Below are 17,421 nucleotides of genomic sequence, written 5' to 3'. Positions count from 1 at the left end.
ATCATTTCCATGTCCTATATCCTGGAAGCCCTGAAAAAATCCGAGCGGGAACGGAAGCTCGGCGAGGTGCCGCGGCTTGATACCCCCCAGCAAGCCGGTGGCAGCGAGCCGGCAAAACCGGCCCGGACCTGGCTGGTTCCGGTGCTGCTGGTCAACACCCTGCTGCTTGCCGGCCTGCTGGGCTACCTGGTCTTGAGTTCACCGGAATCTCCCGGGCGACCGCAGGTTGGGGAAGAACCGAGCGCGACAGCCGGCCAACCGGCGGCGGAACCGGCGGCAGAGGTCCTGCAACCGGGGGCTGGGCCGGAACTAAGTCCCGAACAACCGGCCGCACCTCCCGTCAGCCCCGCAGCCCCAAGCCCAACGGAACCTCCGGCCGCCAGTCCCCTTACCTTGCCTCTCCCCGGCCCGGCCGAGCAACCGGCGCCCTTGGAACCGGCCCCACGGCTGAGCGAATTGCCCGCCGCGGTGCGTGAGCAGATAACTCCCCCAAAACTGGAAATTCATGTTTATTCGGAAAGCCCCGGGCGACGCTTCGTGATGATCGGGGGCCGCCAGTACCATGAAGGCGACCGGCTCCCGGGCGAACTGCGCTTGGAAGAAATCACCCCGACCGGGGCGGTGCTTTCCCGCCACGGCCAAGCCTTCCGCATTGAACGTTAAGCCTTCCTGCTGGATCCGGCGGACACAACTTGGACACAACTTAAGGGGGTGGAGACTGGCCCGGCATGGAGTTCCCAGTCAAATCCAGGCCGGCGCGCAGGAGGATTTCCTCCCCGGCCCATACTCTTCCAGCGGGCGGGACGGCGGTCGCCGGGAAAGCGGCTGGGGCGGCTATTCCCCCAGGCCGCCCGGCCGGGTCGGAAGATGGCAAAAATGGAGGTTTACTCCCACTCGGCTTTGACGCGGGTGATGATCCTTTCAATCAGGGGCAGGCGGTCTTTGGGGCAGACCCCGAAGAGCGGCTCCCCCTGCTCCACGCTTACCCCCGGCTTGAAATAAACCGAATGGATAATGCCTGGCTCCCCGTCGTAATAAACCGGGGTGTCGCGCTTCATCAGGGACATGGTCAGGATTTCATCCCCCGGCTTGATGGCCACCGCCCGCTGGCCGTATTTATCGATCCGGGCCTGCAGATCCAGGGCAAAGAAATATTTGGCCTTTTCCGGAGCCCGGTAGGGGGTCAGAACCTGGCGCAGGATATATTCAATGATCTCCCGCTTCTTGAGGGGATGCTTAATGGTCAGGATATGCTCCCCGGCCTCGACGAACCCCCCCTCGAGATCGCTGCGCACCATGTCCACCTGGCCGTTGATGACGGCGGTGATCTGCTTGAGATTGCGCTCCCGCTCCAACTCATAGAGCAGGGTGCCGGGAATATGATGAAACTTACCGGAGATACCCTCGACCGCGTCCCCTTCCCGCACCTTGAAGCGGAGCCGGCCGGTATGGGAGGTGTGAACCGCCATGTAATCAAAGGGGTCGGCCCGGTACTGGCTCAGTATGGCATCAAAATCAATATCCTGTTCCAACATGGTTTTTCAGGTCCAAGATTCAAGGTTCAAGGCCAAGGCCCAAGGGTCACCTGTTCCAACCGGGGTTTCACCGCCCGCGGCTCCGCTGCTTACCCTGCGACCAAGGTATCTCAGCGATAGTAGAGGTTGCCGCCGCCCATGGTCATCAGTGACTTGTGCAGATTGCGGCGAAAATCGCGGCGATCCCAGATGCCCTGGATATGGCCGCGCTGCAAAGCGCTGCGAGCGCTGTGATAATCGGGGGGAACGTCCTCGCCGGTGGTATCCCGGATCACCCGCGGACCGGCAAAACCGATCCGGCTGGAGCGGATGGCGAACTGGTAGGGCGAACAGCCCAGAAAGCTGGCCACCGGCCCGGCGTAGGAGTTGTTGTCGTAAACCACGATATACAAGCCGCCGGAGTCGATATATTCCCGCACCGCCATGGTGCACTTGGGCATCTGGATTACTCCCAGGGTTCCCTCATGGATCCGGATGCCGCCGGTGGTGTGAACGTAAGAGAGCAGCGGCCGCCTTTTTATGCGGGCCAGTTCGCAGGCCCGGACGAATTTTTCCCCTTCGGCCGCCCCCACCGTGCCGTTGCGGAAATCGCTGTAAAGCATGGCCACCACTATATCAACCCCCAGCACCCGGGCGTCGAAGGTGATCATCGCACAAGGCCGGCCGGTTTTGGCCCGGGCCGCCTCCAGCTTCTTGTCGATCCCCGGGAAATTGAGAGGATTGAGCGAAGCCAGATCGGCGTTGAACTCCCTGATCGAATCAGGCTCGAACAGATGCCGCAGATACCACTGATATTCCAGGGGGAAATGGTGGCCGCAATTTTCGCAGACCCCGCAGAATTCACCGTAGAGATCGGGCACCCAAAGATCTTTGCAGCCGTGCTTCTCGGCATTGGGACAGCTTACGGTCCGGTCTTCGTTGGCCAGGGATGAAGTGTACAGCTCTCCGTATTCCACCTGGTCCTCGCCGACGCTCCCCCAGAGGGTACTGATCCGCGCCGAGCGGCCGTTGGGCTTGCGGGCGATAAAATCATAGGCGGCGGAGAAGGGGGCGGTAACCTGCTTGATCAGCACCGAACCCTCCCCGGAAACATCCTGCATCACCTTCTTGACCTGCTTGTGGCGACTTTTGAGGATATCGTAGCGAAAGGTGTAGTAAAGCTTGGCCAGACCTTTACCGGTCCGGCGATAAAAAGCCGCATAAGGAGACAGGTGTTCCCGGTAGGCCTGGGTGGCCATGCCCCGGTACTTGCGGGACCGGAACTGGAGCAACCGCCTGATTTCATCGTCGGCCAACTCCCAGGAAACATCGATCCGGGGCTCCTCGTCGCCCCCAGCCCCGGCCGCCCGGGCGGCCTTTTCCAGTTTCAGCTCATAGGCTCGAAAGGCCCGCAGACTCTTGGTTTTGAGGACCACTTCATCGGTGGCCCGGATCATTTCGGCCTTGATCTGACGGAAAAAACTGAAATCGTCCCGCCGGGCGCCCAGCAGTGGTTCAGGAATGATCCGATCGATGGTCCCCAGGCGGAGATTGTCCTCGGCGGTTATCAGCAGCCGCTCGGCACAATTTTCCAACAGATCCTTGGGTAATTTGGCGCCCTCCCTGATCTTGCCTTCGATGGCGGCGGCCCCTTCCGGCGAGATCACCGAATAGTAACCGTGGGAGAACATCAGGCGCATATCACCCATTCCCACCGCTTCGGCCCCGCCGGAACCACCCTCGGAGGTGACCGCGATCATCGGCACCCGGAGCTTGGCCATCACGTAAAGATTGCGGGCGATCTGCTGGGCGGCCCCGGGATATTCCTCCACCGGAAAGGCTCCGGGGGTGAAGATATAAAAATGAATCGGGATTCCCTCGGTTTCCGCCACCCGCATGTAGCGCAGGGCCTTTTCGTTGCCCCAGGGCTTGGTGCTGCCACCGTTGCGATATTCCTCACCGTGCCCCTTTTCATGGCCGATGACCATGACCTGCTGCATGATGGTCCGGTTCTTGACCCGCCGGGAAATGCTGGCCCGGGCCGCCACCAGGGCCGGATCGATATTGGCATCTTCCTCGCCTCCCAGCTCGGTGTACTCCTCGTAGACGTTTTCCAGGATGTCCTTGAGGGAAAAGCGCAGGGGGCTGCGGACAATGCGGACCCGCTCCATGGAACTCAAACTCTCCTCGCAGCGGTTCTCGAGAAAAGCGAGGGACTCCTCCAGGGTTCCGATTCTTTCGGCCAGATTTTCCTGGCTGTGCTCGTAAAAAGCGTCGCGCAGCTCTTGCAGGGTTTCCTGGAGGGAGGGCAGATTGCCCCATTCGATGCCTTCCTTGATCTGGCCGAGATAAGCAATCCGTTCCTCGGCCTTGAGCAGGCGTTTGCGTAAGTCTTCCATCAGGTTTAAACCGTCCTTTAGAAGGTCAGCAGGCGGTCCATGTTGTCCGCCAGGTATTGCAGGTTGGTGACGATGGGGGCTCCGGCGGCATTGCTGCCTTCGATGACCATCTCGCCGATAAAGCGCCGGGCTCGCGCCTTGGCCTCGGCCATGGAATCCCCCCAGACTAAAGCCAGGGCCAGGTTGGGATCGTAATCGCTGGGGATAGCGTAAGGCCGGTCGGTGGGTACATGGCTGTAAACCACCGACCATTCATGTTCCGGGTAAGAAAACTGGGAAATGGTGCCGATCCAGGGAGCAAAACCGCGCTGGGCATCCTCGGCCACGATCCGCAACTCGATGCTGGCCCCCCGAAACTCGATATCGCTCTGTGAGTAGCCAAGTTTATCGCCCAAAGCCAGGCGGATCTGCTCGCGGATCAGGTTGGGGTGTTTGCCATCAAGATGACTGATCCGGGCAGAAACATCATTTTCCACCTGAATACGCGTGTTTACCTCAAGAAGATAAGGTTGACCATTACGACTGACAATCCATTCCCAGGTGCCGACATTATCGTAGCGCACATGGGAAGCCAGCTTCAGGGAGTATTCAACGATCCGATCCTGAATGGCGGGGGCATCGAACTCATAGGGAAAGCAGGAACTGTCAAAGCCGGGGGCGGCCTCCAGGCGTTTCTGACGGCCGGTACTCTGAATGGTGCAGTTACGGGTGCCGAAATGGACCCGCTCGCCGTGGCGACTGCACAGCAACTGAACTTCCAGGTGGTTGTAATCCCGCAAACACTGTTCGATCAGAACCCCGGAATCCCCAAACTGGCGCTTGGCGTAGTTCTGGACCTGCCGGTAAACCCGGCGGAAATGTTCGATCTCATGAACCTCTTCGATTCCCATCCCGCCACCGCCGGCGGCCGCCTTTACCAGAATCGAGGGCTGCTGAATATCGCGTTCGGCCTGATCTTCAAGGAGACGCCGGGCAATTTCCTCGGCGTCGATCTCGTTGTAAATGGGCCCATCAGTCCCCGGAATGGTGGGAATTCCCAGTTGGTTGGCCACCCGCTTGGTATTGATCTTATCTCCCAGATCCTTGATCACCTCCCACTTGGGGCCGATGAAGGTCAGGGGCTGATCCCGCACCGTCACCCGGCGGGCAAAGCGGAAGTCCTCGGAAAAGAAGCCGTAGCCGGGATGAATGGCCGTGCATTTGGTATGATCCGCCACCGCCAGGATATCGTTGGGCTCGGTATAGCTGGCCACCCGCCAGGCCCGGCGCCGGTTGCTCTTGCTGTCAAGATTGCGGCGGACATGTTCGGATCCTTCGTCGGCGGCGGTATAAATCACCACGTAGTCCAGGCCCAGATCCTGGCAGGCCCGCATTATTCGCAGAGCGATCTCGCCCCGGTTGGCAATCAGTACCTTATCCTTCAATATTATACCTCTTCCCAGTTTATCGTCTCCGCCGAACGGCCGGGGGCGATTCCGGTTGCTGCCGGCCATGCCGTAGCCAAAAGCAGGCTCTTGGGGGCCCGCCGGCCCCGCATACGTCCGCCGGAGCCGATCAGCTCCGCAAAATAAAAGGGAAAAGAGCCAGCAAAACGCGGCGTTCAGCTTGGCAATTTTTCCCTGGATTGCCGGCATATCTAACCCATTTGCCCGCAAAAGAAAAGGGAAATCGGTTGCGCTCCCGGCCGGGGCCGTCCCTGGCCGGGAAGGACCAGCGGGATAAATAGTATTGACGCGGGAGCCGGGCGCCACTATTGTTCGAGCTAAGGCGGACCGCGCTCGGGTCATCGCCTGGCTACGATCATTTTAATAACAAACTTTGCCACCATACCAGGAGCTTTTTGTCACAATTATGGATCAATCATCAGAGCCCGCGCCCGCGGAGCCCCCGGCCTCGCCCCCGGCGGCGGAATCTCCTTTGCGTCGCCTGCTCAACCTGCTTGGTATCACCAAAGGCCCCGACACCACCGAGAAAATAGAACAGGAAATCCAGGAAATCCTCGATGAAGGCGAGGAACACGGACTGATCACCCCCGAAGAAGGCGACATGATCGCCGGGATCATGGAGTTGAAAGACACCCTGGTCTACGAGGTCATGACCCCCCGCGCCGAGATGGTGCTGACCGAGGCCTCCACCCCCTTGCTGGACCTGATCCGCCTGGTAATAGAAAAAGGCTTCAGCCGGATTCCCGTTTACCGAGAAAATCCCGACCGGATTATCGGCATTCTCCACGCCAAGGATCTCCTGCCTTACTGCCTGGACAGCCACGACCAGCCCAACGCCGCCATGCTGGCCAAACCGGCTGAGTTTGTCCAGGAAAAGCACCAGATAATCAAGCTGCTTAAATATTTTCAGGCCAAGAAAACCCACCTGGCGGTGGTCACCGACGAGTTCGGTGGCGTCCGGGGTCTGATTACCCTGGAGGATATCGTCGAAGAGATCGTCGGTGACATCAGCGACGAACATGACCGCACCACCCGGCGCTGGAAAGTGGTAGATTCGCAAACGGTGCTGGCCGACGCCAAGGTGGATATCGAGGAGGTCGAGGAGTTTTTCAAGGTCGAGATGCCCGAAGGCCCCTACGAGTCGGTGGGCGGGCTGATTCTCCACCACCTGGACAAGGTTCCCGCCCCCGGCAGCACTCTGATTGTCAATGACCTGGTTTTCGAGGTAATAGCGGCTGACAAACGACGGGTGATCACCGTCAAAATCCAAAAAAAGCCGTAAACGGGCAGCAGCACCGCATCTTCGGCCGATCGGCCCGGCTTACGCAGGCGGGCTGCGCGGCGCCGGACCGCTTGGCCGAACCTGCGGCACTGCTGCCCGTTTACGGCGGGCAATAACCTGAAAAATTTAGGCCGCAACACCAGAACCATGCAGTATCGTATCTTCGGACGATCGGCCCGGCTTACGCAGGCGGGCTGCGCGGCGCCGGACCGCTTGGCCGAACCTGCGGCACTGCTGCCCGTTTACGGCGGGCAAGAACTGGAAAGTTAAGATTGCAAACCTATGAGTAAACAGCCGCGCCGCAGCTTGGGACTTGGATGGGGCGGGCCGGTTCTCCTGGCCCTGCTCAGCAGTCTGCTGCTCTATTGGTCTTCGCCGGGCAGCGGCGGGCACGGGCTGCTGGCCTGGATCGCCCTGGTTCCACTCTTGCTGGCCATCCGCGGCCGGGGCTGGCGACCGGCCGCCCTGCTGGGCCTGCTGGCCGGCCTGGGCTATCACCTGCCCCTGCTGCACTGGATCACCATCGTACTGGGGGAGTACGGCGGGGTGCAACCCCTGGTGGCGATGGCGGCCCTGATTCTCCTGGCCCTCTACATGAGTTTATATCCGGCCCTTTTCGCGGCCCTGCTCAGCAGGCTTACCACCTGGGGCGACCAATCCGGCCTTGAATCAGGCCGGCCCGCCGCAAACCAGGCCCTCCCGGCCGAGCGGCCCTCCCGGCCAATGGTGGCGCCGCGCCTGGGGCTTCTGTGGGCGGCGCCGGTGATCTGGGTTGGACTCGATGTCGTCCGGGCCCGGCTTTTCACCGGTTTTCCCTGGCAGGATCTCGGCTACAGTCAGTACAGTTTCCCCCTGGTAATCCAGATGGCCGATTTGGCCGGACACCACGGGATCACTTTTGCCATCGTGCTGGCCAACTCTCTGTTGGCCGGCCTGCTCTGCCACTTCTGGCCGCCGTCATGGGCACCCCGTTCCGCCACTCCCGATCGCCGGACCCCGGCCTCCCCGCCCCCTCCGGCATCCTGCCCGGGCTCCCCCTCGAGATGGACCAGCAGGGCCTCAATGCTGGGCGCAGTGCTGCTGCTGGGCGCCCTGGCCCTTTACGGCCCCCTGCGCCTGCAACAGATCGAAACCATGGCGGCCCGGACACCGACCATGAAGGTCAGTATCATCCAGGGCAATATCCCCCAGGAAGATAAATGGGAGTTTGACCAGCAAACCGCCACCATTGAACTCTACCTGGACCTGAGCGGCCAGGCCGCCGCCGCCGGCCCGGAACTGATTGTCTGGCCGGAAACCGCCCTGCCCTTTTATCCCCTGGGCCATCCGCTTTATCGCCCGGTGGCCTCGTTCCCTTTCCAGCATGACCTTTGCCTGCTGGCCGGTGCCCCCCACCGGGAACTGGACGAAAAAGGCCTGGTCCGCTATTACAACAGCGCCCTGCTGATTGCCCCGGATGAACCGGAAGGCAGGCTGGCCGGCATTTATCACAAGCAGCACCTGGTGCCCTTCGGAGAATACATACCCCTGCGCCGCCTGTTGCCTTTTTTCGCCCCGGTGGTTGAAACCCTGGGGGATTTCAGCCCCGGCACCTCCCCCTATCCTCTGGCCTGTGGGGAGCGCAGGCTCGGCATCCTGATCTGTTTCGAAGCCATTTTCCCTCGCCTGGCCCGGCAAGTGACCGTTAACGGCGCCGATTTGCTGATAAATATCACCAATGACGCCTGGTTCGGGCCCAGCAATGCTCCCTGGCAGCATCTTTCCATGGCGGCCCTGCGGGCCGTGGAGAATCGCCGCTCCCTGGCCCGCGCCGCCAATACCGGCATCAGCGCCTTCATCACCCCGGACGGCCGCATCCACCAAGCCACGGATCTGTTCACGACCGACCAGCGCAGCGCCGATCTGCCCCTGCCCCTGATATCGCCAACCGGATCCCGGCACACCGATACAATTTACCGGGCCGGGGGTTATCTCCTGGCCCCCTTTTGCCTTCTCCTGCTTATGACTGGCATTATCCGGCACATATATGTTAATATAAGAAGTTGGTAATTTCCGGGCTTAACCCGGGCGGGACCGGCCCCGCCGCAATCTCTTTTTGCATCCCCGGATCAAAAGGCCTCTCCTTTTGGTCCCTTGTCTTCTCAGCGCCCCCTGGTGGACCCTCTGCCGTTATTAAAGTTCAGCCACCAATAAGAAAAACGAGGACCATTGCCATGAGTATCAGTATTGCCGCCGAACTTAAGGAAAAAGCCGAAAACCTCAAGGCCCGCCTGCTTACCCTGCGGAGCCATCTTTGACCTGGACGGCAAGCTGCTCCGCATCCAGGAACTGGAACATCGCTCCGCCGCCCCGGACTTCTGGGACAACCCGGACCAGGCCGCCGTTATCCAGAAGGAACAGGGGACCCTGCAGAATATCGTCGACAACTGGAACCAGGTCCACGCCGCCTGGGAAGATGCCGCCATCATGCTGGATCTGGCGGTGGCCGAAAACGACCGGGAGGTTGAACAGGAGGTGGCCCAAACCCTGAAAAACCTGGAGAAACGCCTGGAAAACCTGGAATTGGAATGCATGTTCAACGGCGAACATGATGCCAACAACGCCATCCTCACCATCCATGCCGGCGCCGGCGGCACCGAGGCCCAGGACTGGGTGGAAATCCTGCTCCGGATGTACCTGCGCTGGGCCGAGGACAAGGGGTTCAGCAGTGAAATTCTCGACCAGCTGCCCGGCGACGAGGCGGGAATCAAGAGTGTCACGGTGATGATCAAGGGCCGCTGGGCCTATGGCTTCCTGCGTTCGGAAATGGGCATCCACCGCCTGGTCCGGATTTCCCCCTTCGATGCCGGGGGGCGCCGCCATACCTCTTTTGCCTCTGTTTTCATCTTCCCTGAGCTTGACGACGATATCGAGGTGGAAATCAACGACAAGGATCTGCGGATCGACACCTACCGGGCCAGCGGCGCCGGAGGCCAGCATGTCAACAAGACCAGTTCGGCCATCCGGATCACCCATCTGCCTTCGGGAATCGTCGTCCAATGCCAGAACGAGCGCTCCCAGCACCGCAACAAGGACACGGCCATGAAAATGCTCAAGGCCCACCTTTACGAACGGGAGCGAGCCAACCGCCAGGAGGAACAGCAGCACCTCCATGGCGACAAAAAGGAGATCGCCTGGGGCAGCCAGATCCGTTCCTACGTCCTCCAGCCCTACCGGCTGATCAAGGACCATCGCACCAACCACGAAACCGGCAACGTCGACAGCGTCCTCAACGGCGACCTGGATCCCTTCATCAAGTCCTACCTGCTCTGGCAGCACTAGGCCGGCCGGCGGCAACCATGACCAGGCAGGATACCCCGACACCACCGGCTGCAGCAGCCGGCCCCGAATCTCCCGGAGGCCCCGCCATGGCGCGGGCAACCGGGTCGGGTCCGCCCGCGTGCGCTAAATGCGGCGCCTGCAGCACAGTTTGTCCGGTTTACCGCCAAACCGGCCGGGAATATCACACCGGCCGGGGCAAACTGCATCTGCTGGCCAGACTGGACCCGGCCAACGCCAGCGCAGCCTATGCCGAAATCTTGTCCCATTGTCTTCTCTGCGGAGCCTGCAGCCAGGTCTGCACCCGCGCAATCCCGGTGGCGGAAAGGCTGGCCGCCGCCCGGGCTGAATTGCACCGCCGGGCTGGCAAGCAGGTGCTGTTGCGGGCCCTGGGCGGCAAACTCCTGGGCCAACCCCGCCTTTTGCGGGTCCTGGCTCCCCTGGCCCGCATTGTCAAGGAGCGCCGCCTGCCGGCCGACAGCGGCCTCAATCTGCGGCTCGGCCTGAATCTGGCGCCGGCTGGGCCGGGTGAGACCGCGCCCAGCACGACCCGGGAATCCGGTCCGGACCCCGTCGCCGGCCCGGCAACGCTCTATCTGTTCAGCGGCTGCTACGCCAACTTCATCGAACCGGAAATCCCCCAGGCGGTTTGTTCTCTGTTGGCGAAAAACGGCCTGGGCCGGGCAAGGCCGGCGACCGGCGGGGGCTGCTGCGGCTTGGCGGCCTACAGCAGCGGCCAGGCCGGGCAAGCCCGGCGGCTGGCCCGCAAAAACATCGCCGCCCATCCCGGCTCCGCTCCCATCGTGGTGGCCTGCGCCTCCTGCGCCTCCCATCTGCGGCGCTATGGGGAATTGTTGGCCGATGACCCCGACTGGCGGCAACCGGCCGCGGATTTCGCCCTTCGGGTCCGGGAATTTTCCCAATATATTTACCAGGCAAACAGCCAGGCTCCGGCGGCGGCCGCCGGGGAGCAACCACCGCTGAAGGTGCTTTACCACGATCCCTGCCATCTCCGTTTCGGGCCGCTGCGAGTCGGGGCGGAACCGCGCCGGCTGCTGCAGCGCATCCCCGGCCTGGAACTCACGGAGTTGCCCCGCGGCCCCCAATGTTGCGGCCAGGGGGGCCTTTTCCATCTCGCCCATCCGACCAGTTCGGCCGCCATCCTGGAGCAACTGACCAGCGATTTTCGCCAAAGCGGGGCGGAAGTGGTTACCACCGCCTGCAGTGGCTGCCTGCTGCACTGGCAACAGGCTCGGGCCGATGGCCAGCACCAGGCCCGGGTACTCCACCTGGCCGTCCTGCTGGACCGCTTGCTGCCCCCCTTGGAGCAGCAGCCATAAAGACGATTACCGCCCCACTTGGCCGGTTTAACCCCCAAGAGAAAAGCCCCCGGTCCCGGCCCGGTCTCGCGGGCGGCGCTGGCCGCGCTTCAGGCTAACCAGGGGGACGATGGTTGCCTGGCCACTGCCTCGCCGGCATGCCCCCGCCCGGCCGACTCTGAAGACTGGCTCCGCGACCCGGCGCAATCTTCAGCGCCGGGCCTTGCGTAATCCCCGGATCGGCTTATAATAACCATCCGACGCCGCCGCTGGCCGGGCGGCCGGCAGAACCCGACCCAGCATCAACCCAAGGAGGATTTCCATGCTTTTTCGCTCTTGCGCCGCCGCTCTCCTGATCGCCGTTGTCTTCCTCGCCGGGCCGGCCCAGGCCCGGGTGGCCTGGGAACTGACCCAGACCATCCAACCTCCGGAAAAGCCTTTGGATGTTGCCACCTCCCTGGACGGCAGCCGGATCTACGTGCTGACCAAGGGGGGCCAGGTGCGCATCTATGACCCGGCCGGCGAACTGCTCGGCACCATCCCCGTGGATCCCAAGGTGGAACGGATCAGCGCCGTCGGCTTGCAAACCGCCGGCATTGCGGAAAAGTTAATTTTGAGCAGCAGCGAAACCGGCTTGGTCCAGCAACTGGCCTTGGAGTTCGCGATCTCCATCGACACCAGCGGCGCCCCCTTTCTCGGTCGAGCCGACGCCCCGGTGGAAATCGTCGAATTCAGTGATTTCCAGTGTCCCTTCTGCGCCCAGGTCAAACCCCTGACCGCCAGGATCCTGCAAAATTATCCCGAACAGGTAAAAGTCGTCTTCAAGCATTTCCCGCTCTCCTTTCATGAGCATGCCCGGGCGGCGGCCCTGGCGACCATGGCCGCCCAGAACCAGGGAAAATTCTGGGAATTCCACGACCGGCTTTTTGCCGCCCAGAAGGAGATCAATCCGGAAAGAATCCGCGCCATCGCCCGGGAACTCAACCTGGACCTGGCCCGTTTCGACCGGGACGTGGCCAGCCGGGAGCTGGCCCGCCGCCTGGAAAAAGACATCCAGGATGCCCAGCAGGCGGGAGTGCGGGGCACCCCCACCCTGTTCGTCAATGGCATGCTGTTAAAGCAACGCAACTATGAAACTCTGCAAAGGGAAGTCGACAAAGCTCTGCAGAGATAATAAGCCCTGGGCCGCCGGGGTCCCTTAACCCAGCCCAGCCGGCAGCGGAGCTTTATGCCCCCCAAGCCCAACCAATGGTTACTTGAATGGCCGCTTTGACCAGCGCAGAACTCAGTTTCAGCGATAATACCCTGGCCCTCCAGCTCTACGGTGAGTTGAACCGTAACCTGGCGATTGTGGAAGAAGCCACCGGTGTGGCCATCCAGGTGCGAGGGACGGAGCTAAGCCTCAAGGGCCGGGAGCATGAGGTCGCCCTGGCCGCCTCGGCCCTGCGCAAACTCTACGAGTTGATCCGCTCAGGCTATCCGGTCTACCCCCCGGACGTGGCTTATGCCCTGCGAGTCCTGGAAGCCTCGCCCAAGGCGGTCTTGAAGGAAATCTTTCTCGACAAGGTCTATATCACCGCCGAGCAGAAGGTAATCTCGCCCAAGAGCATCAACCAGAAATTTTATATCGACGCCATTCGCCAACATGACATCGTGTTCGGAATCGGTCCGGCGGGAACCGGCAAGACCTACCTGGCCGTGGCCATGGCGGTGGCGGCCTACGCCAGCCGCCAGGTGAAAACGATCATCCTGGCCCGCCCGGCGGTGGAAGCCGGGGAGCGGCTGGGCTTCCTGCCCGGCGATCTGGCCCAGAAGGTCAACCCCTATCTGCGCCCCCTCCACGATGCCCTCAACGATATGCTCGGCCCCGGCAAGGCCGCCGAGCTGCTGGAGGAGGGAATTATCGAGATCGCCCCCCTGGCCTTCATGCGGGGCCGGACCCTCAACAACGCCTTTGTCATCCTCGACGAAGCCCAGAACAGCACCTCCGAACAGATGAAGATGTTTCTCACCCGACTTGGTTTCAGCTCCAAGGCGGTGATCACCGGCGATGTCACCCAGGTTGACCTCCCTCTGGAGAAAAAATCCGGCCTGATCGAAGCCCGGCGGATTCTCAACCGGGTGGATGGTATCGCCTTCTGCGATTTCACTGATATCGATGTGGTGCGCCATCCCTTGGTGCAGAAAATCATCCGGGCCTACGCCCGCCAGGGCGGCGGCCGCGAAGCCAAGCCGGGCCGGGAAAAGGCCAAAAAACCTTCTCCTGCCCGCGCCAGCGCTGAGCGGAGTCCCCTTAAGCCGGGAGCTTGAGCCGATGCCGGTACTGCTCAGCCATGCTGGAGGGAAAATCGGCGCCGGCGAACTGACCCGACTGGAGCGCCGGGCCGCGCTGCTCTTGCGGCTCTGCGGCCAGGGGGGGAGCGAGTTGAGCCTGCTGCTGCTCGATGACCCGGGGATGCGGCAACTCAACCGGCGCTACCGGAATCAGGACCGACCCACCAATGTCCTGGCCTTTGCCCAGCAGGATGCGGCCGGGATGCCGCCGGAGGCCGGCGGCCGGCTGCTGGGGGATGTGGTCATTTCCCTGGACACTGCCCGGCGCGAGGCCGCCGCGGAAGGGGTCAGCCTGGCCGAGCGCCTTACCCGGCTGCTGATTCACGGGCTCCTGCACCTGCTGGGCCACGACCACGAAGTTTCGCCGGCCGAGGCTGCCATCATGACCCGCCGGGAAGATGATTTACGCCAGCAACTGCAAACCGAGGAGAGGAGAAAAAAAATGGTTCAACTTGCCGTCAACGTCGATCACGTGGCGACCCTGCGCCAGGCCCGGGGTATCACCGAGCCGGACCCGGTGCTGGCCGCCGGGATCTGCGAACTGGCCGGGGCCGCCGGCATCGTCGTTCACCTCCGGGAGGACCGCCGCCACATCCAGGACCGTGATGTCCTGCTGCTGCGGCAGACGGTACAGAGCAAGCTCAACCTGGAAATGGCCGCCGCCCCGGAAATTATCGAGTTTGCCTTGGGTCTCAAGCCGGACATGGTGACCCTGGTCCCGGAAAAGCGGCGGGAGCTGACCACCGAGGGCGGGCTGGACGTACACGGACAAAGGAAAAAACTGGCCCGGGTGATCCGCAGCATGACCGAGGCTAAGATCCCGGTCAGCCTCTTTGTCGATCCCGACCCGAACCAGATCCGAACGGCGGCGGATATCGGCGCCACCTTCGTCGAGATTCACACCGGCCGCTATTGCGACGCCGCCGCTGAAGCTGAACGGGAGCGGGAATTCGCCCTGGTGGCGACGGCGGCGGAAGATGCCCTGGCCGCCGGCCTGCGGGTCAACGCCGGCCATGGCCTCAACTATCTCACCACTGCCCGGGTGGCGGGCCTGGGCACCATCGAGGAGTTGAGCATCGGCCATGCCATCATGGCCCGAGCAATCCTGGTGGGCCTGGAAAAGGCGGTCCGGGAGATGGTAAGCATCGTGCAAAAGGAAGCTTAAGGGGGGACGGCGGGAAACCGCCGGCCAGGGCTCAGTCGGTCAAGCAGGTCAAGCGGCGTCGGCCCGGCGCACCGCGGCCACGGCCCGGCGCACCAGCTCGGAATCTTTGCGGCCCGGGGCCGTTTCCAGCCCCGAATTGAAATCGACGGCAAAGGGTTGGACCTGGGCGATGGCGGCCCCGACGTTCTCGGGATTAAGGCCGCCTGCCAGGACCACCGGGGCGGGGGGGGCCAGGCGGGCGATAATCTGCCAGTCAAAGCTCCGGCCGGTACCGCCGACCATATTTTCATGGAAGGTATCAAGCAGGAAGGCGCCGACACAGCCGCGATAGGCGGCCAGGTCGGCGGCCGAACTGTGCTCGCCCACCCGGATGGCCTTGATGACCCGCAGCGGCATCCGCCGGCAGAAATCGGGCTCCTCGTCGCCGTGCAATTGCAGCAGGGTCAGACCGCAATACTGGGCGATATCGCGAATCACCCCCGCCTCTTCGTTGACAAAAACCCCCACCGCGTCAACAAAAGGGGGTAGCGCGGCGATTATTTCCCGGGCCCGTTCGGGCTCGACCCGCCGGGGGCTGGCGGGAGCAAAGATGAAGCCCAGGGCGTCCACTCCGGCGGCCACCGCCTCCCGGGCCCGGACCAACTCGGTCATGCCGCAAATCTTGATCCGGGTCCGGCCATCCATGACTCAGCTACTCCTTTCCCGCTCAGAGGTTTTGTTGTCTTCCGCCGCCACTCCCCGCAAGGCGAGCAGGGCCTGGCCGGGGTCGGTGGCCCGCATCAGGGTTTCCCCCACCAGGGCGGCGGTAATCCCGTGGGCGGCCAGGGCCCTGATATCGCGATGATCGCGGATCCCCGACTCGCTGACCAGGGGGACTGCGGCCGGAATCAGCCTACGCAGGCGGAAGGTGGTGTCAAGGTCCATGGAAAAGTCGCGCAGATCACGGTTGTTGACGCCGATCAGGCGGGCCCCGGCGGCCAGACTCTTCTCCGCCTCGGCCTCATCGTGAACTTCCACCAGGACATCCATGCCCAGCGCCTCGGCCCGGAGCCGCAGATCCCGGAGTTGGCCGGAATCAAGGATGGCGGCGATCAAGAGAATGGCGTCGGCCCCGTAAAGAGCGGCTTCCTCCACCTGGAGAGGATCGATGATGAAATCCTTGCGCAGGACCGGCAAGTTTACCAGGCCGCGCACCAGAGGAATATAGTCGAGGGAACCCTGGAAAAAATCCCGGTCGGTCAACACCGAAAGGGCGGCGGCCCCGCCCCGCTGATAGCTGCGGGCGATCTCCGCGGGCTCGAAATCGGCCCGGATGACCCCCTTGGATGGCGAGGCCTTCTTCAGTTCGGCAATGATCGCCACTTCTGGGGTGGCCAGCAGGGCGGCCATGAAGCCCCGAGGTCCCTCCACCTCCCCGGCGGGCCGGGCCAGGCCCCGGCGCTTGAGGGCCGCGACCTCTTCCCGCTTGCGTTCAACAATACGATCCAGAATCATCTGCATTAAGGTCCAAAGTTCAAGGGACGGGCGGCAAGGCGCGAGGGGCCGGCGTGAACTTTCCGCGCCTGCTCCCTTGAGCCCTGAATTGCCCCCGCTATTTAACTGCTTTAAAATCGCGGCAGAAAGCGACCAAAGCCTCAAGGCGAGCCAGGCCGGCGCCGCTTTGCACCACTTCCCGGGCCAGGTCGATACCGGCGGCCAGATCGAGACAGCGTTCGGCGGCCACCAGGACGGCGGCGCTGTTCAGCAGGACCATGTCCAGGCGGGCACCTTCGGCGCCGGCCAGAATCGCCCGCAACTGGGCGGCGGCTTCGGCGGCCGTCGAGCCCCCCCGGATATCGGCCAGGGTCGCCCGCGGCAGGCCGAAATCCTCCGGGGCGATGGTATAGCTTGCCACTTGGCCATCCCGGTATTCCGCCACTCTGGTCGGGCCGGTCACCGTGATTTCGTCCACATTGCCCTCGCCGCAGACCACCATGGCCCGGCGGCTGCCCAGCTTGCCCAGCACCTGGGCCAGGGGTTCCACCAAGGCCGGATTATAGACCCCCATGACCTGGACATTGGCTTCGGCCGGATTGGTGAGAGGTCCGAGAATATTGAAAATGGTGCGGATTCCGATTTCCCGCCGGGGGCCGATGGCATATTTCATCGCCCCATGCAGGGCCGGGGCGAACATGAAGCCGATTCCGACTTCCCGGATGGCCCGGGCGATGGCCTCCGGCGGCAGTTGCAAATTCACCCCCAGGGCCTCGAGGACATCAGCGCTGCCGCAGGAGCTGGTGATCGAGCGGTTGCCGTGCTTGGCCACCGGCAAACCAGTCCCGGCCACGACAAAAGCGGTGGTGGTGGAGACGTTGAAAGTGCCCGAGGAATCACCGCCGGTACCACAGGTATCGATCAGGACCTGGCCCGCCGCCAGCTCCTCGGCGCTGAATGGCCTGATCGGGGTGGCTTTGTCCCGCATCACCCGGGCGGCCCCGGTGATCTCGGCCACGCTTTCCCCCTTGATCCTCAGGGCGGTAATAAAGGCGGCGATCTGGGCGGGAGTAGCCGCGCCGCCCATAATTTCGTGCATTACCGCCATCATGGCCTCTTCCGTGAGATCCGCTCCGGCCACCACCTCGGCAATTGCTTCTTTGATCATCTTA

14 protein-coding genes are annotated in these 17,421 nt (G+C 62.7%); 8 read left to right on the top strand and 6 right to left on the bottom strand.

Annotated elements, in window-relative coordinates; translation table 11 throughout:
* The first annotated feature begins 9 nt into the window (after positions 1-9).
* Positions 10-663, top strand: coding sequence for a general secretion pathway protein GspB (locus ACHHTY_RS00940; RefSeq protein WP_395492161.1), 654 nt, complete (start codon positions 10-12; stop codon positions 661-663).
* A gap of 221 nt (positions 664-884) precedes the next feature.
* Here the strand turns inward: ACHHTY_RS00940 and ACHHTY_RS00935 are convergent, their stop codons facing one another.
* The 3 genes from ACHHTY_RS00935 to ACHHTY_RS00925 all read right to left on the bottom strand — a co-directional run bounded on the left by ACHHTY_RS00935 (position 885) and on the right by ACHHTY_RS00925 (position 5,337).
* Entirely contained in the window at positions 885-1,535 is a 651-nt protein-coding gene (locus ACHHTY_RS00935; RefSeq protein ID WP_395492160.1) for a biotin/lipoyl attachment domain-containing protein, read from the bottom strand.
* Positions 1,536-1,645: 110 nt separating this feature from the next.
* A complete protein-coding gene (locus ACHHTY_RS00930; RefSeq protein WP_395492159.1) occupies positions 1,646-3,913 on the bottom strand; it encodes an acetyl-CoA carboxylase carboxyl transferase subunit alpha/beta in 2,268 nt (755 codons plus the stop codon).
* Positions 3,914-3,930: 17 nt separating this feature from the next.
* A complete protein-coding gene (locus tag ACHHTY_RS00925) occupies positions 3,931-5,337 on the bottom strand; it encodes a biotin carboxylase N-terminal domain-containing protein (protein ID WP_395492158.1) in 1,407 nt (468 codons plus the stop codon).
* 427 nt (positions 5,338-5,764) lie between these two features.
* On the opposite strand from ACHHTY_RS00925, the gene ACHHTY_RS00920 reads away from it, so the two are divergent.
* From ACHHTY_RS00920 to ACHHTY_RS00890, 7 genes are all read left to right on the top strand, one after another.
* Positions 5,765-6,640 (top strand): hemolysin family protein, encoded by an 876-nt coding sequence (locus ACHHTY_RS00920; RefSeq protein ID WP_395492157.1) that lies wholly within the window; start codon positions 5,765-5,767, stop codon positions 6,638-6,640.
* Between the two features lie 282 nt (positions 6,641-6,922).
* Complete coding sequence (gene lnt / locus ACHHTY_RS00915; RefSeq protein ID WP_395492156.1) at positions 6,923-8,689, top strand: apolipoprotein N-acyltransferase; 1,767 nt, start codon at positions 6,923-6,925, stop codon at positions 8,687-8,689.
* Between the two features lie 164 nt (positions 8,690-8,853).
* Positions 8,854-9,961, top strand: a protein-coding gene (gene prfB / locus ACHHTY_RS00910) for a peptide chain release factor 2 (RefSeq protein ID WP_395492155.1) whose coding sequence is annotated in 2 segments (ribosomal slippage) — positions 8,854-8,934 and positions 8,936-9,961 — 1,107 coding nt in all. Because the reading frame shifts where the segments join, the coding sequence is not laid out codon by codon here.
* Positions 9,962-10,047: 86 nt separating this feature from the next.
* Complete coding sequence (locus tag ACHHTY_RS00905; protein WP_395492154.1) at positions 10,048-11,298, top strand: (Fe-S)-binding protein; 1,251 nt, start codon at positions 10,048-10,050, stop codon at positions 11,296-11,298.
* 301 nt (positions 11,299-11,599) lie between these two features.
* Positions 11,600-12,451, top strand: coding sequence for a thioredoxin domain-containing protein (locus ACHHTY_RS00900; RefSeq protein ID WP_395492153.1), 852 nt, complete (start codon positions 11,600-11,602; stop codon positions 12,449-12,451).
* Between the two features lie 86 nt (positions 12,452-12,537).
* A complete protein-coding gene (locus ACHHTY_RS00895; RefSeq protein ID WP_395492152.1) occupies positions 12,538-13,587 on the top strand; it encodes a PhoH family protein in 1,050 nt (349 codons plus the stop codon).
* 4 nt (positions 13,588-13,591) lie between these two features.
* A complete protein-coding gene (locus ACHHTY_RS00890) occupies positions 13,592-14,776 on the top strand; it encodes a pyridoxine 5'-phosphate synthase (RefSeq protein ID WP_395492151.1) in 1,185 nt (394 codons plus the stop codon).
* A 48-nt stretch (positions 14,777-14,824) separates the two neighbouring features.
* On the opposite strand, the gene ACHHTY_RS00885 is transcribed toward ACHHTY_RS00890, so the two are convergent.
* The 3 genes from ACHHTY_RS00885 to trpD all read right to left on the bottom strand — a co-directional run bounded on the left by ACHHTY_RS00885 (position 14,825) and on the right by trpD (position 17,417).
* Positions 14,825-15,460 (bottom strand): phosphoribosylanthranilate isomerase, encoded by a 636-nt coding sequence (locus ACHHTY_RS00885; protein ID WP_395492150.1) that lies wholly within the window; start codon positions 15,458-15,460, stop codon positions 14,825-14,827.
* 3 nt (positions 15,461-15,463) lie between these two features.
* Complete coding sequence (trpC, locus tag ACHHTY_RS00880) at positions 15,464-16,270, bottom strand: indole-3-glycerol phosphate synthase TrpC (protein WP_395492149.1); 807 nt, start codon at positions 16,268-16,270, stop codon at positions 15,464-15,466.
* A 97-nt stretch (positions 16,271-16,367) separates the two neighbouring features.
* Positions 16,368-17,417, bottom strand: a complete 1,050-nt coding sequence (gene trpD, locus ACHHTY_RS00875; RefSeq protein WP_395492148.1) for an anthranilate phosphoribosyltransferase — start codon at positions 17,415-17,417, stop codon at positions 16,368-16,370.
* Between the last annotated feature and the right edge of the window lie 4 nt (positions 17,418-17,421).

It is taken from the genome of Desulfurivibrio nitratireducens (assembly GCF_044068515.1).
GTDB lineage: Bacteria > Desulfobacterota > Desulfobulbia > Desulfobulbales > Desulfurivibrionaceae > Desulfurivibrio.
This window is presented reverse-complemented; position numbering and strand designations above follow the sequence as displayed.

Coding starts and splice junctions, on each gene's coding strand:
- ACHHTY_RS00940 (WP_395492161.1), top strand. CDS start 10: ATGTCCTATATCCTGGAAGCCCTGAAAAAATCCGAGCGGGAACGGAAG.
- ACHHTY_RS00885 (WP_395492150.1), bottom strand. CDS start 15,460: ATGGATGGCCGGACCCGGATCAAGATTTGCGGCATGACCGAGTTGGTC.
- lnt (WP_395492156.1), top strand. CDS start 6,923: ATGAGTAAACAGCCGCGCCGCAGCTTGGGACTTGGATGGGGCGGGCCG.
- ACHHTY_RS00935 (WP_395492160.1), bottom strand. CDS start 1,535: ATGTTGGAACAGGATATTGATTTTGATGCCATACTGAGCCAGTACCGG.
- ACHHTY_RS00895 (WP_395492152.1), top strand. CDS start 12,538: ATGGCCGCTTTGACCAGCGCAGAACTCAGTTTCAGCGATAATACCCTG.
- ACHHTY_RS00900 (WP_395492153.1), top strand. CDS start 11,600: ATGCTTTTTCGCTCTTGCGCCGCCGCTCTCCTGATCGCCGTTGTCTTC.
- ACHHTY_RS00905 (WP_395492154.1), top strand. CDS start 10,048: ATGGCGCGGGCAACCGGGTCGGGTCCGCCCGCGTGCGCTAAATGCGGC.
- ACHHTY_RS00890 (WP_395492151.1), top strand. CDS start 13,592: ATGCCGGTACTGCTCAGCCATGCTGGAGGGAAAATCGGCGCCGGCGAA.
- trpC (WP_395492149.1), bottom strand. CDS start 16,270: ATGATTCTGGATCGTATTGTTGAACGCAAGCGGGAAGAGGTCGCGGCC.
- ACHHTY_RS00930 (WP_395492159.1), bottom strand. CDS start 3,913: ATGGAAGACTTACGCAAACGCCTGCTCAAGGCCGAGGAACGGATTGCT.
- ACHHTY_RS00920 (WP_395492157.1), top strand. CDS start 5,765: ATGGATCAATCATCAGAGCCCGCGCCCGCGGAGCCCCCGGCCTCGCCC.
- trpD (WP_395492148.1), bottom strand. CDS start 17,417: ATGATCAAAGAAGCAATTGCCGAGGTGGTGGCCGGAGCGGATCTCACG.